Genomic DNA, 13541 nt, shown 5'->3' on the forward strand with positions numbered 1-13541 from the left:
ATCAGCTTTACGGTCAGCACTTATTTATCCTGTTCTTTTCGCCACTTAGTAAATTCAAGGTACTCTTTAAATTGGTCTTTTGAGACACCCGATTCCATTGCTTCCTGAACAATTTTCAACCACTCGCCATCTAATTGTTCTTCTGTCTCTTTCCATTTATTTTCTAATATCAATTCATTCACTGGGACTCCCAGTACTGAACTGATTTTTTCAATAAACTGGATCGATGGATTGGTTTGAAGGCTTCGTTCAATAGAGCTTAAATAGGATTTGGCTACACCAGCTTTTTCTGCGAGTTCAGAAATCGACATCTTCTTTTCTTGACGTAGTTGCTTTATTTTTTCACCGATCAAGTAATACACCTTCTTTCAAAAAAATTATAACATAAAAAGGTGTATGGTTCTATATAAAGCACAAGACTTTTTTAATTATTTATTCATTTTGCCTAACTTCAGTTAAAAATAACCTAACCTCCTCCAAAGTTAACCCGATATTTTTTGCCTCTTTCATCAGTTCCAACCACTCACAATCAATCTCACTGCTCTTTTTTACATTTATCATCCCTATCGTCCCCCATTTAAATTCCCAGGCAATCCAGCCGCCATAGCTATAAAGCTTTAGACCCGTGACTTTGCGCCCTCATTTTTCAATAAGTTTGCTATTTTCTGAGGAACCATCATTTTATAAGACTACTATACTATATTTATGGGGGTTATTGGGTGTCTTGTTTTGTCATAATTCAACTAGTTTTGTAATTTTCGGAAAATATTTTATCGATATAGGTCATTTGAATCATTTTTGCTATTGAAAACTTTTCGATATAGGATTATATTCAATATAAGTCATTTTTAATGGAGGCAAAAATGAAAAAGTTTGCTTTAGTACTATTTGCTATAGGTTTTGTTTCCATATCGATTGGGGGCTACCAATGGCTCGGAACAAAACAGGCACAAGAAAATAGTCTTGAAGAAGCTCAAACTATAATTGCAAAACAAAATTATGAAACATCTGACACCACAAAAACGTCTACTACTATAGTGGAGAATATTTCTCATTCTATTGGTGAAACGGTAGGAATATTACATATACCACAACTCGATGCAGATTTGCCCATTGTAGAAGGTACTGACGAAGATGAACTTGAAAAAGGGGTTGGCCATTATGCAGGTACAGCATTTCCAACGCAAAATGATCAAATTGTCTTATCAGGTCATCGTGACACAGTATTTCGCAGAATGGGAGAACTCGAACTTGGTGATACATTAACGTTACAATTAGAATATGGTAGCTTTTCCTATGAAATTGTAAAAACAGAGATTGTTGATGCTGGTGACCGCTCAATAATTGTTCCAACATCACCAGAAGAAGTCTTGACCGTTACGACGTGCTATCCATTCTCATTTGTTGGCAACTCACCAGATCGCTACATCATCACAGCTTTACCAATTATAAAAGAATAATAGACTAAAATGACTTGTTTCGATATAATTTATCTTATATTTGATTATTTCTGAAACGACAGAGGAGAATAACTTGTGGATTCAAGAATTGAAAAACGATATGAAAAAAAGAAACGCAAATGGCCTTATTGGGTATTTGGTATTATTGCAGCTTTACTTTTAATAGTTGGTACCTATTTATTCTATATTTACGATAAGGTCGGAGATACCGTTGATGTAATGCATGAACCACTTGCACGGGATGAAAATCCGGATCGCCAAAAAGAAATTAATTCTCTTTTTAACGAAAATAACTCTATAAATATACTATTACTTGGAGTAGACGAACGGGAAAATGACAAGGGACGTTCGGATACAATGATATTAATGTCATTAAATCCCCAAATAAATTCAATGAAAATGTTGAGTATACCACGTGATACGTACGTTGATATTCCTGACCGCGGAATGGATAAAATCAATCATGCTTATGCGTTCGGGGGTGTCGGTTTATCCGTACAGACTGTGGAGAATAATTTTGATGTGCCCATACATTTTTATGTGAAAGTTAATATGGAAGGTTTCAAGCAAGGTATTGATGCTTTAGGTGGCGTAACGATTACCAATGACCGTGCATTTTCACAGGGTGGAGTAGACTTCCCTACAGGTGAAGTTAACCTGAACGGTGAAGAAGCATTAAAATACATTCGCATGCGTAAAGGTGACCCAAGAGGAGACATCGGGCGTAATGAACGCCAGCGTAGTGTTATTAAAGCCGCTATCGGTGAAGCTGCCAGTTTCTCAAGCATTACGAAAATTACTGACATTCTAGGAATTCTTGGGGGTAATGTAAAAACCGACCTTAACATGGATCAAATGCAAACACTGTTTTCAGATTATCGTCAAACACGAAACAACATCGATACTATGGAGATAAGCGGCAGTGGTCAAATGATTGAAAATATTTGGTACTATATTGTTCCCGATGAAGAAATGAACCGTGTTCAAACTGAAATACAAGAGCACATGAAAGCGAAGTAGTCATCCAAGGATGGCTTTTTGCTTTTATATACATGTTTTTGTATATGGAAAGTGGTATGATTAATTTAGAGTTTATAGAAGATTGAGGGGGTCATTATGAAAAAAATAATCGCTTTAATTCCTATTGTATTGTTAGTTCTTATTGCTGCGTGTTCTAATGATGAGGTAACACCACAAGAGCGCTTTGATCAATATGTGAAACATTGGAATGAGCAGGAATTTAACGAGATGTACAATATGAGTACTACTACTTCAACTGAAAAATATGCTAAAGAAGACTACGTTGAACGATTTAAAAATATTTATGAAGATTTAAACATTGATAATCTAGACATTACGTATGACAAATTATCTGAAGAAAAAATGGAAACTGCAATGGAAAAAGGAACAGCTCAATTTCCTTTCACAGTCGAAATGGAAACCATTGCAGGCCCTATTACATTTGATTATAAAGCAACACTTATTGTAGAAGGAGAAGAAGAAAATGCTAATTGGTTTGTAAAATGGGACCCAGGCTTTATCTTCCCAGCAATAAAAGATGGTGGTGAAATTGGTCTATCCAACATAAAACCTGAACGGGGAGAAATACTCGATCGGAATCAGTTGCCACTAGCTTTAAATGATACCGTTCATAATGTCGGTGTCGTTCCAGGGAAATTAGGTTCTAATCCTGAACAAGCGAAACAGAAGATCTCTGACTTATTGGGGATGTCTGTTGAATCGATAAATAAAAACCTAGATGCTGGCTGGGTGGAGCCAGATTTATTTGTTCCGCTTAAAAAAGTACCTAAATCAGAAGAAGAAACGCTTAATCAGTTATGGGAAGTTAGTGGCGTAACCGAGCGTAAAGTAACCGGTCGTGTTTATCCGTATGGTGAATCATTAGGCCACCTTGTCGGCTTCACAGGTCCCGTAACTGCGGAAGAGTTGGAGGAAATGGACTCTGGCGCCTACAGTGCTAACGACATCATTGGTAAACGCGGTCTTGAGTTACTATATGAAGACAAACTTCGTGGCGAAGCAGGCGTTGAAATAACTGTATCGAAAGAAAATGAAGAAGATACTATCCTGGCTGAGAAACCAGTTAAAAATGGTGAAGATGTCGTAACTACGATCGATGCTGATTTACAAAAGAAAATCTATGAAAGCTATGATGGCAAAGCTGGTACAGCAGCTGCAATTCATCCAAAAACAGGAGAAACATTGGCATTAGTGAGCAGTCCTTCATTTAATTCTAATGAAATGGGCTTTGGAATCTCTCAATCAAGACGAGATGAATTGCAAAATAATCCCAAGCAACCATTATTAAATCGCTTTACATCTACCTATGCACCTGGATCTACGTTTAAACCGGTAACTGCGGCTATCGGGCTAAATAATGAAAGTATTATTCCTGGTGAAGGCATCGAAATTAATGGTCTAACATGGAGCAATGGTGAAGGCTGGGGAAATTATCAAGTTCGCCGTGTATCAGAGTCTAACGGACCTGTAGATGTTACAAATGCACTGGTTCGCTCAGATAATATCTATTTTGCTAAGAAGGCAGTAGAAATGGGTAGCGAAAAATATGTAAATGGGTTACAGCAATTTGGGTTTGCTAAAGACTTTCCATTTAAATATCCGATTGAAACATCGACTATTTCATCCAATGGAAACCTCAATGATGAGGTTTTACTTGCCGATACAAGTTACGGGCAAGGAGAAATCCAGATGAGCGCACTCCATTTGGCTATGGCTTATACTCCATTTTTAAATAAAGGTAACCTGCTTAAACCTACAATCCTTGCCGATGCAGAAAAAAGCCAGGTTTGGCAGGAAAAATTGATAACCGGTGAGCAAGCAACACTTATACAAGAAGCACTTCGTAATGTGGTTGCCGCACCAAATGGAACAGCTAAAGGTGCACATATTGACGACTTGGCGATCTCTGGTAAGACTGGAACAGCCGAACTTAAGAAATCAGGTGAGGAATCTGGTCCAGAAAATGGCTGGTTTGTGGGCTACCCAACTAATAAACAGGACATACTAATATCGATGATGATTGAAAACACAGAAAAACAAGGTGGTAGCGCCTTTACCGTGGGAAAAGTAACTGAATTACTGAAAGCTGTGAAATAGTATAAAGCCTACTCAATTTATTGAGTAGGCTTTAACATTACATTCTCACACCACAAACATTACAATAGTTAGCATCAGCAGGCACTTCATTGTCACAATGATAGCACAAAGTAGTTTTTTGTTGTTGAATATTTGGCACATCCGCTTTTTTTCCACATTGCTGGCAGAATAAATCATCCTCTGTAAGTACAGCACCACATGAGCATTCCATCATGTCGCCCGGTTCTGGTTCCTTTTGTTCTATAGCCGAGTGAATTTTTTTATCCAAATCTTTTAAAAACTCACCTTTCTCAACTAAGATTGACGTAAATTTGTCACCACGCCGATAAGCTAAATAGACTTCCTGCCCTAATTCAACCAGAACTTTGGTTTTGGCAGCCGTCAGGTCTTGAACAGTTCGTTTATCTACCATCGTATTATTCATGTAATCCTCCTTTTAGAAAAGCTTTCTGGAATATGCACCAATAAACCCTGTCACCCCGGCGTATAATAAACTTATGAAAAACGTTTGAATTAGTTTAAAACCTGCAAAGAACGCCTGTGAACCACCCATTTCTTCATGTTGGATAGAAAAGTTTAGCGTTGCATGGTATGTGAAAAATGAAGCGATAACAGCGAAGAAAATACTGTACATGATAATCGTGCTTATATAGTTTTTTAGCGATTTAGTTATTAAACGCCCGATAGTAATAAAGAATATAGCCACAATTATGATTGATATCATCTCATAGGTTTCAAACAGCTTGTTAGGAATTATTAAATCAGTTAATCCTCCCATATTTTCATTCATTGTATTGGAAATTCCTGCGTAAAAAGAATATTGTACCTCTTCCATTTGTGTACGTTGGAAAATAAATGTATTAAACATTGCAAGGTTCAGCAAATAAATTGCAATCCTTCCAACAAACGTTATATCAGCAAATATTGAATCACCAATAACATCTTCAAACATCCTATTATCAGAAATAACTGAAGTGTACTGATTGAACTGAAATAAACTTAAAATGACAACTGTAACAATCACACCCACAAAGGCTAAAGAACTGTAATGCATAGCCCTCTGATACGGAATATAGTGTGATTTTTCCTTTAATTGTCCTTTGATAATAACCATTCCAAGATAGCTAAAAAAGAACCCAATACACACCCCATTTATTACTGCACTAATAAAGTGGAAATCAATAGTAAGATTATAAAATTCACTACCAATCGTTTTATTACCTGTGATGAGTGAGATGACTCCCAACAAACCACCATACCCTATAGCAAAAAGCACAGCTGCCTTCCACTCGTCAATGGCTGGATTGCGATACTTCAGAAATAACCCTCCAGCGATTAAAGGAATTGCTGCAATAATGCCAAGGTAAGCTAACCCAGCGGAAGAAAATATAAGCTGTTGAGAGAACTCTGCATCACCGACTTCAGTTGAGAAACTAGTAAAATTGATAAGTAAAGCAAAATCCAATACACTAAGCTGATCCAATATTTCCTCATTGAAAGGTATAATTATTTTCATAAATAGATCAATTAAACTACTACCTTTAAAAGAATCAATAATAATATTAAGTAAAAATAAAATGCCAATAGACAACAGAAAGCCCGGCAGAACTTTTTTTCCAAGATCTATATCAAAATATGTATGGCTTTTAGAATAATGTTTCAATCCTTCATAACTTTCAAATGAGCTGCCACATTCCGTACAATATCCCGTTTTACTGTTATTTTCGGTACCACATAACCCGCAATATGAATTTATATCAACACGTAGACTTCTACTAAAATGAGTCTGTAGTGGATATCCATCTTCCACACAATATAATGCATGTGGGTCATTATTTGTTCCACATTCACTGCAATACAACCGATCCCCCCCTTTAGGTAAAAAGTAATATAGATTTATAATACCAAATAATTGTCTTTAATTGTTGTATTCTTTTGAAAAATATGGACGAAACGTACTAGAAATACGAGGATAATATATCTTATGAGGACTTGGTGAAGGTTTTTATCCAAAATGCAGCACGGTATATTGTGGTATGATTGTGAATTGGCTCAAACTGTCACACATTCGGCTTAAGTTCATAGCGTATCGGCTCATATGGACACAAAATCGGCTTAAGTTCACAATCTCCCCGGTCAAGTTCACAATTTCCCCGCTCAAGTTCACAATTAACACGCGCTGGTTCACTTCCTGCTCACTAAACTGTTCAACAGGTTACAGTGCAACACTTGAAAACCCCGCTTTTGTAGCGCTTATACAGTAGTTAATTGCAAAAAAATACTACCTATTAAAAGGTAGTATTAACTAATTCGTCCTCCAAAATGAAAATCTGCTTCCCCTTGACTCGTCATTTATTAGATTGGGGCGTGATTGGTGTGTTTTTTCGAGCACAAGCCGGTAGTTCATATCTATCGCCTTATAAATCTTGTAAACTACTATTCCACTGAGCGCAATCTGGGCTGCTATGAATATGAACTGGATTATCCCCGTACTCTCTGGTAGAACAGATAAACTTAATAGTAGCAGCACTTGTATAGAAGTAACCAGGAAGGAACGCATCATAATTGTCAAAACTGTTGTTATAATTGCTATAATAAAAACCAATGAATATTCCTGCATGAGTAAATCTAATGATATATTCATAATCATCACCTATCCTTTTCATTTTCTGGTAGTTCAAGTTGTGTATCGCCATATCTCTCATTTAAATATCCGCCTGCCAGCCCTTCATCAACTCCTCCTTATTTTTATTATCATATGAATTGGTCAATAATTCCTTGATGCAAATCAATTTTTTCATTAGAAAACTTGGCTTATCTCCAAGCTTTAATATAGATAAGCCTTAGTTGCACTTATGCAGTAAGAAAGTAGTTATACTTTCTTAACTGCTAAAAAAGAAGCATCCCCATTTAAGGAATACCTCTCTATAATAAAAATGCTCCGTATACTAATGTGATTCCAATTACAATTGCGGGATGAATACGCATTCGCTCAATTAAAAGAAAGCTTGATACGGTTATTAGCAGAACCTGCCAAAATCCAATTCCTTCATATGACGTCTGAAAAAAACGCCATGCCATGACACCGAGTAAAATCGCGATAACTGGACGCACATATAATGTTAACCGCTGTACTTTTGGTGAATCTTTATACTTATACAATACACCTAACAGTAATATCATGATAATAAGTGACGGTGCCACTGCCGCGAACACACCAATAACAGCACCAAGCGGACCACCTTCTACATATCCGATATAGCCAGCAAGCTTAGTCGCAATCGGTCCAGGAAGTGAATTAGCAAGTGCGAGCATTTCACTAAACTCCTGAACAGACATCCATTCATACCGCCGTACAACCTCATTTTCGACTAGTGGGATTGATGCAGGCCCCCCACCATAACCAAGTATCCCAGGTATAAAAAAGGCCAAAAAAATGTGCCAATATATCATTTGGAAGCACCACCCTTATCAGCAGATACGGTATCCTTTTTGAGAAGGGCTATTAAAATTAGGACGCCGATTATTATCCCCGGATGGACATTCAGGAATTGAAATAAAATAAATATGACCGCTGACATAACAAGGGTTTGCGTCCACCCCATACCTTTTCTGGCTTTATCAAAGAATTGCCACGTGAGAACTGCAAGCATCATTGCCACAACAGGAATAACTGCTGCAGTCATACCCTGAACCCAGCCAACATCCTTTATGCTCGATAATGACGACAGCAGGATAATCATCAGGATAATAGTGGGTATAATTGTTGCAAGAACAGCATTTACCATGCCAACTAATCCAGATACACGATGCCCAATATAGCCGGCCAGTTTCGTAGCAATTGGTCCTGGGAGTGTGTTTGCTAGTGCAAGCAGGTCACCGAAATCCTCATCACTCATCCACTCATATTTATCAACGACCTCTTTATGTATTAACGGTATCGAACCTGGGCCACCACCATAGCCCAGCATCCCCACTCGAAAAAAAGCAATAAATAAATGCCACTGCTGCAATGGAATACCTCCTGTCCTGGATTTATTTTATGTATGTAGCAGAATTCCATTTCGTTATAAAAACAATCATAACAGAAGTTGCCTTAGATTAGAAAATTTGGTTATCCCATTAATATTAAAAAGAGCCAGTCCACAAACAAAAGGACTGGCTCTAAAATAGGTTAAAATTATTTATTTAATGATTTTTTATTTGCAGTATGGAATAGATACCATGCTACAAGTGCAAACGCAATAATTGATGCAAGCGGACCGAAGAATGCTTCACTAGGGAATACTACACCAGCAGTTACAGCTAATGCAACAATAACACCCATTAATGCTTCACCGGCAATGTAACCAGAAGCAAGTAGAATTCCACGTTCATTCTTCTCCTTAAACTCATCTTTATCTTTTGTGCTACGAGAAATAATAGCGTTGATAAGTCCACCAGCCATTATTGGAGAAGTTAAATGAATTGGCAAGTATAATCCGACTGCAAATGGCAATGATCCAATGCCAAACAATTCCACAGTTGCTGCAGCTGCAGCACCAATAAAGATTAGGTTCCATGGCAAATCACCACTCATAATACCATCAACAACCATTGACATAAGAACCGCTTGTGGCGCTGGAAGTTCAGCTGAGCCGAATCCATACGCATTATCAAGTAAAATTAAGATAAAGCCAATTACAACACTTGTAATCAACACACCATAAAGCTGTGCAATTTGCTGCCATTTTGGTGTTGCTCCAACAATATAGCCTGTCTTCAAGTCCTGTGAGGTATCCCCGGCAATAGCTGCCGCAATACAAACAACAGAACCAATAATAATCGCTGTAACCATCCCTGCTTGTCCAGTCTGACCAACAGCGGATAATACAAGTGAAATGAAGATTAATGCTCCAATAGTCATTCCAGATACAGGGTTTGAGGAACTCCCGACAATACCAACAATTCTAGATGATACTGTTACAAAGAAGAATCCAAAGATAAATAGCAGAATTGCTCCTATAAATCCTAAATCTATTGTTGGGTAGAACATGAGAATACCCATAAATATTACCACTAATACGACAATTAGCGTGATTGGCATATCTCTATCTGTACGCAGGTCTTCACCATCACCAGATGATGAAAATCCTTTTATTGCACCACTAAAAGAAGATGCTATAGTTGGCAATGTTTTAAGGAGCCCTACAATACCGCCAAATGCTACCGCACCGGCACCGATATACCGTAGATAATTATCCCAGATAGCATGGAAGTCCATTTCCGATATTGGAACTTCAGCAGGATAAATTGGTGCTGTTGCAAAATCACCAATATAGCTGATAAGCGGGATAATTCCTAACCAACCCAATACACCACCAGCAAACATTATTCCTGCGATACGAGGACCAATAATATACCCAACACCAAGTAGTGCAGGTAAGGTATCCATACCAATTGCTGCGTTCTTAAATTTATAAATTTCCCATTCTACTGAAGAAGGGAATGCTTTAACGGCATCCGTTAACAGTTTAAAACCAGCACCAATACCAAGCCCTTTAAATACTAGCTTAGCACCTTTTCCGCCTTCTTCACCGGCATGAAGTACTTCAGCACATGCTGTTCCTTCTGGATAAGGCAGTGTTTTGTGTTCATTAACAATCAATGCGCGGCGTAGCGGTATCATTAGAACAACACCTAAAATACCACCAGCTAGAGCAATAATAGCGATTGTTGTCAAACTTGGCTCAAGCTGCCAAATGAATAAGGCAGGTAAAGTAAAAATAACACCAGCAGCAAGCGACTCACCAGTTGATGTGATCGTCTGCACAATATTATTCTCTAAAATTGACGTTCGCTTCATAATAATACGAAGTACTGCCATTGAAATTACTGCGGCTGGAATTGACGCAGAAACAGTCATTCCAACGATAAGACCTAAATATGCATTTGCTGCACCAAATACGATTGCCAATACCGCACCAATAACCATTGCAACCCATGTGAGCTCAGGTGGTTTTTGGGATGCCGGTACGTAAGGCTTAAATTCTGGATTTGGATCCTGCTTTGACAAAGTAAACACCTTCCTTACGTAAATTCTAGCTGAAAAAATGAGTCGGTTTAATTCTCAAAAATGTATGATAATTTTCAATATAATGATAAATTTCCACAAAAATAGAAAAACCTTACTATAAAATTATAGCAAGGAGAGAACCGATTCATTTTTTAAAAAATTTAACACTTGGCATTCCAAGTAATTATAGCCTTTAATATAATATCACACTTTAGACTGTTACGAAATAAATCTAATTAAAAAATATCTTTAGGGGGAATCATATAAAAGCGTATCTCACTTTCTTAGAAGCCCTTCTACTTTGGGGTGCATGCCTTAATACAACATGTTAGTTTCTTCACTGCAAAAAAACACTTCCCAATTTAAGGAAGTGTGTTAAAGTAATTTCACTAATGATTGAAATGCTTCGTAATCTCGATTATCTAATGCTTTATCAATTAATCTTTTCATATTCAATTGCTCTAATTCGTCAATAATAGCTTTATTTTCATAATCTGGCTCACTTTTTTCCTCTGTTTTTAAATAATACGGGTCTGCAATAGAGTGTAATTGAACTAAAAAGTCAGGAAGTGAAATAAGCTCACTCATAGCCATGTAAATGATGTCTTTACCTTTTTGAAAAGCAAATCTTGCACCAAGATTTTCGACTTTTTTTGTTCTGCGATTAATACGAATCTCCTTTGACTCGATGGGCACGAATTGGTATACCTTGTTATTAATGAATACCGCAAAATATTGATAGGCCAAAATTACTCGAACATAATTGTCATCTGCTTTGATATAATAAGGCTTCAACATCTTCACTGTAACCACTCTTGCACCTCCCTGAGCATATTATACTCATAATTTTCTGTAAATTCATTCTACTATATAACGTACAAAAACACAAGTGAAATTTTTGGAAAATAAAAGACATAAATTATCAATTCATTGGTTGCAGTTAAAATAACTTGCCTGCTCGACGGTAGTTTATATGCTATTCAACGTATATTGAACAGCTCTTTGGACATCGCTATCCGAAAAATTCTGGTTACTTTTTTCAAACTTGATACCGGCTTGCTGCAGGTACTGAATACCTTGTTTCATATAGGATTTATAGTTATTATTCAACACATTAATTTCTGTTTCAAACCGTTCATCAGTACCCGGCGTGACAAGTTCCTCATACAAATCTACAATTCTTTCACCATCACGCACCGGGAAAAATTCATGTGGATCAGTGCTGTCAAAAATACATACATCTAAATCCCGGACTAATACCATATCAATGCTATCTGGATCAAAACTGCAATGATACATCTCTACATCAAACCCACATTCCGTGCATGCTTCCGTAATTTTCTTCATAAACGTAGATTTACCTGTTCCGGCACGACCCTTAATGAAAAATACGTTTGTGATATTTCCCTTAAGATGCGGAACAACGTTGACAACCCCATCAACAGTATTAGTTCCAAAAAGTCTGTGGAAGGTATGAGCTGTTCGGTCTTTTTTCGAAACACCTGTTAAAAGTGTAGAAATAAACTCCTCGGTAAATTGATCCGCATGGTTAAAGTCCATTTGATTAATATAGACTTCCTCCAACTCATCATGAATACTTAAGCCTTTGGCAAAACTGTCATATGCAGATTGGGTTAGAACATTGAAATCTGTTAGATCTGAATGTCTTTTTATTGGGACCGCTTCTTCCAGGTTAATCGCAGTCGAATTATTTTTTACGATGGTTTCATCTAAAAATGCCAGTGATTCTTCGCGAATAATGATTCCGTCCAGGTGCCTACTCCCTAAAGGACTATGAAGAACTTCAATCGCATTATCATGATAATACTCAAGCAAATTCTGTATCACTTTCGTTTTAAGGGATGCTGAAGGATGTTTCAGCTTAATAACCTGATCGATCCCAATTAAATTGCTTTCCAAAAAATTAGCCAAGCCGCGAGCGGTATTACCAGTGACGTAATATTGTAGATTAGGCAATATAGAACACTTCCTTTTTTAAAAGTATAAGTATAGCCTATTCATTTTATGATTGCTGTTGGGTTTTGGTGATTAGGTTATTTTATACCCTAGTACTTCTCCACAATCCGATCCCGGAATACTGGTATCCGACCTCTAACTTCATCTACTAGATCAAAGTCTACAGTTGCAGTGACAATCTCTTCGCCGCTTCCGCCTTCAGCGACAATCTCTCCCCATGGATCAACTACAAGCGACATACCACCGAATTCATTTTTTGGATCAGCACCAACTCGGTTACAAGCAACTACATAACATTGATTCTCAATGGCACGTGCCTGTAAAAGTGTGCGCCAATGATCGATTCTTGGCTTTGGCCACTCAGCCACAACATACATTACTTTGGCACCGTTAACTGCTGACTTGCGCATCCATTCCGGAAAGCGTATGTCATAACAAATATATCCCGCAGCAGGCTCTCCATCCAAAGTAAATTCTGCTTCGTCCTGTCCTGCTTCCAGGTACAGATGTTCATCCATTAGTTGAAATAGATGGAGCTTGCTGTATTTGTGGATCAGCTTTCCTTTCTGATCTATTACGAGCAATGTATTCCGCACACCATCATCCCGCTGGTCTGCAACGGACCCACCAATTAAAGTTACATTGAACTCTTTTGCCAATTCACTTAAAAACGCAATCGATTCCTGAGCATCCTTATCAGCTATTTCATCTAATCTTGTTAAGTCATAGCCAGTCGTCCACAGTTCAGGCAATAAAATAACCTCGGCACCTGTTTTCACTGCATTTGTAATTTCTTTTTTTACTCGCTTAAAGTTCTCTTTTGGTTCACCATATACAATATCCATCTGAATCATCGCAATTTTTTTCTTCAAAAGAACACCTCCTTCCCCTACTTTACCATGTAAAAAATC

The 13541-nt window shown here is 37.5% G+C and carries 14 protein-coding genes and 1 riboswitch; of the genes, 3 read left to right on the forward strand and 11 right to left on the reverse strand.

Going from position 1 to position 13541, the window contains the following annotated elements; genetic code table 11:
- Positions 1-20 precede the first annotated feature (20 nt).
- Positions 21-353, reverse strand: coding sequence for a helix-turn-helix domain-containing protein (locus J2Z82_RS04490; protein WP_209479584.1), 333 nt, complete (start codon positions 351-353; stop codon positions 21-23).
- 79 nt (positions 354-432) lie between these two features.
- Positions 433-561: an anti-repressor SinI family protein gene (locus tag J2Z82_RS04495; protein WP_209479585.1), complete on the reverse strand. Its 129-nt coding sequence runs from the start codon at positions 559-561 to the stop codon at positions 433-435.
- Positions 562-585: 24 nt separating this feature from the next.
- Positions 586-670: riboswitch (cyclic di-GMP riboswitch) on the reverse strand.
- A gap of 193 nt (positions 671-863) precedes the next feature.
- On the opposite strand from J2Z82_RS04495, the gene J2Z82_RS04500 reads away from it, so the two are divergent.
- The 3 genes from J2Z82_RS04500 (at position 864) to J2Z82_RS04510 (ending at position 4598) form a co-directional block, all read left to right on the forward strand.
- A complete protein-coding gene (locus J2Z82_RS04500) occupies positions 864-1460 on the forward strand; it encodes a class D sortase (protein WP_209479586.1) in 597 nt (198 codons plus the stop codon).
- Positions 1461-1535: 75 nt separating this feature from the next.
- Positions 1536-2480, forward strand: a complete 945-nt coding sequence (locus J2Z82_RS04505) for an LCP family glycopolymer transferase (RefSeq protein WP_209479587.1) — start codon at positions 1536-1538, stop codon at positions 2478-2480.
- A gap of 96 nt (positions 2481-2576) precedes the next feature.
- Positions 2577-4598 (forward strand): penicillin-binding transpeptidase domain-containing protein, encoded by a 2022-nt coding sequence (locus J2Z82_RS04510; protein ID WP_209479588.1) that lies wholly within the window; start codon positions 2577-2579, stop codon positions 4596-4598.
- Between the two features lie 37 nt (positions 4599-4635).
- Here J2Z82_RS04510 and J2Z82_RS04515 read toward each other — a convergent pair whose 3' ends face one another.
- The 9 genes from J2Z82_RS04515 to J2Z82_RS04555 form a co-directional block, all read right to left on the reverse strand.
- Positions 4636-5022: a zinc ribbon domain-containing protein gene (locus tag J2Z82_RS04515; RefSeq protein ID WP_209479589.1), complete on the reverse strand. Its 387-nt coding sequence runs from the start codon at positions 5020-5022 to the stop codon at positions 4636-4638.
- A 12-nt stretch (positions 5023-5034) separates the two neighbouring features.
- Positions 5035-6459 carry a zinc ribbon domain-containing protein gene (locus J2Z82_RS04520; protein ID WP_209479590.1) on the reverse strand — a complete coding sequence of 475 codons (1425 nt, stop codon included), beginning with the start codon at positions 6457-6459 and terminating at the stop codon, positions 5035-5037.
- A 444-nt stretch (positions 6460-6903) separates the two neighbouring features.
- Entirely contained in the window at positions 6904-7242 is a 339-nt protein-coding gene (locus J2Z82_RS04525; protein ID WP_209479591.1) for a hypothetical protein, read from the reverse strand.
- Between the two features lie 281 nt (positions 7243-7523).
- Positions 7524-8051, reverse strand: a complete 528-nt coding sequence (locus tag J2Z82_RS04530; RefSeq protein ID WP_209479592.1) for a chromate transporter — start codon at positions 8049-8051, stop codon at positions 7524-7526.
- Positions 8048-8611, reverse strand: a complete 564-nt coding sequence (locus J2Z82_RS04535; protein ID WP_209479593.1) for a chromate transporter — start codon at positions 8609-8611, stop codon at positions 8048-8050. Before J2Z82_RS04535 ends, J2Z82_RS04530 begins: the two co-directional genes overlap by 4 nt.
- A gap of 167 nt (positions 8612-8778) precedes the next feature.
- Positions 8779-10653 (reverse strand): OPT family oligopeptide transporter, encoded by a 1875-nt coding sequence (locus tag J2Z82_RS04540; protein ID WP_209479594.1) that lies wholly within the window; start codon positions 10651-10653, stop codon positions 8779-8781.
- A gap of 375 nt (positions 10654-11028) precedes the next feature.
- Positions 11029-11466: an IDEAL domain-containing protein gene (locus J2Z82_RS04545; RefSeq protein WP_209479595.1), complete on the reverse strand. Its 438-nt coding sequence runs from the start codon at positions 11464-11466 to the stop codon at positions 11029-11031.
- Between the two features lie 156 nt (positions 11467-11622).
- Positions 11623-12630, reverse strand: coding sequence for a hypothetical protein (locus J2Z82_RS04550; protein WP_209479596.1), 1008 nt, complete (start codon positions 12628-12630; stop codon positions 11623-11625).
- An 89-nt stretch (positions 12631-12719) separates the two neighbouring features.
- Entirely contained in the window at positions 12720-13502 is a 783-nt protein-coding gene (locus J2Z82_RS04555; protein ID WP_209479597.1) for a carbon-nitrogen family hydrolase, read from the reverse strand.
- Positions 13503-13541 lie beyond the last annotated feature (39 nt).

Origin of the sequence: Virgibacillus litoralis (assembly GCF_017873675.1) — a bacterium.
GTDB classification, from domain to species: Bacteria; Bacillota; Bacilli; order Bacillales; family Amphibacillaceae; genus Lentibacillus; species Lentibacillus litoralis.

Bases quoted from the DNA above. Each gene is read 5' to 3' on its own strand.
- J2Z82_RS04500 (WP_209479586.1), top strand. From the start codon at position 864: ATGAAAAAGTTTGCTTTAGTACTATTTGCTATAGGTTTTGTTTCCATA.
- J2Z82_RS04530 (WP_209479592.1), bottom strand. From the start codon at position 8,051: ATGATATATTGGCACATTTTTTTGGCCTTTTTTATACCTGGGATACTT.
- J2Z82_RS04495 (WP_209479585.1), bottom strand. From the start codon at position 561: ATGATAAATGTAAAAAAGAGCAGTGAGATTGATTGTGAGTGGTTGGAA.
- J2Z82_RS04510 (WP_209479588.1), top strand. From the start codon at position 2,577: ATGAAAAAAATAATCGCTTTAATTCCTATTGTATTGTTAGTTCTTATT.
- J2Z82_RS04515 (WP_209479589.1), bottom strand. From the start codon at position 5,022: ATGAATAATACGATGGTAGATAAACGAACTGTTCAAGACCTGACGGCT.
- J2Z82_RS04525 (WP_209479591.1), bottom strand. From the start codon at position 7,242: ATGAATATATCATTAGATTTACTCATGCAGGAATATTCATTGGTTTTT.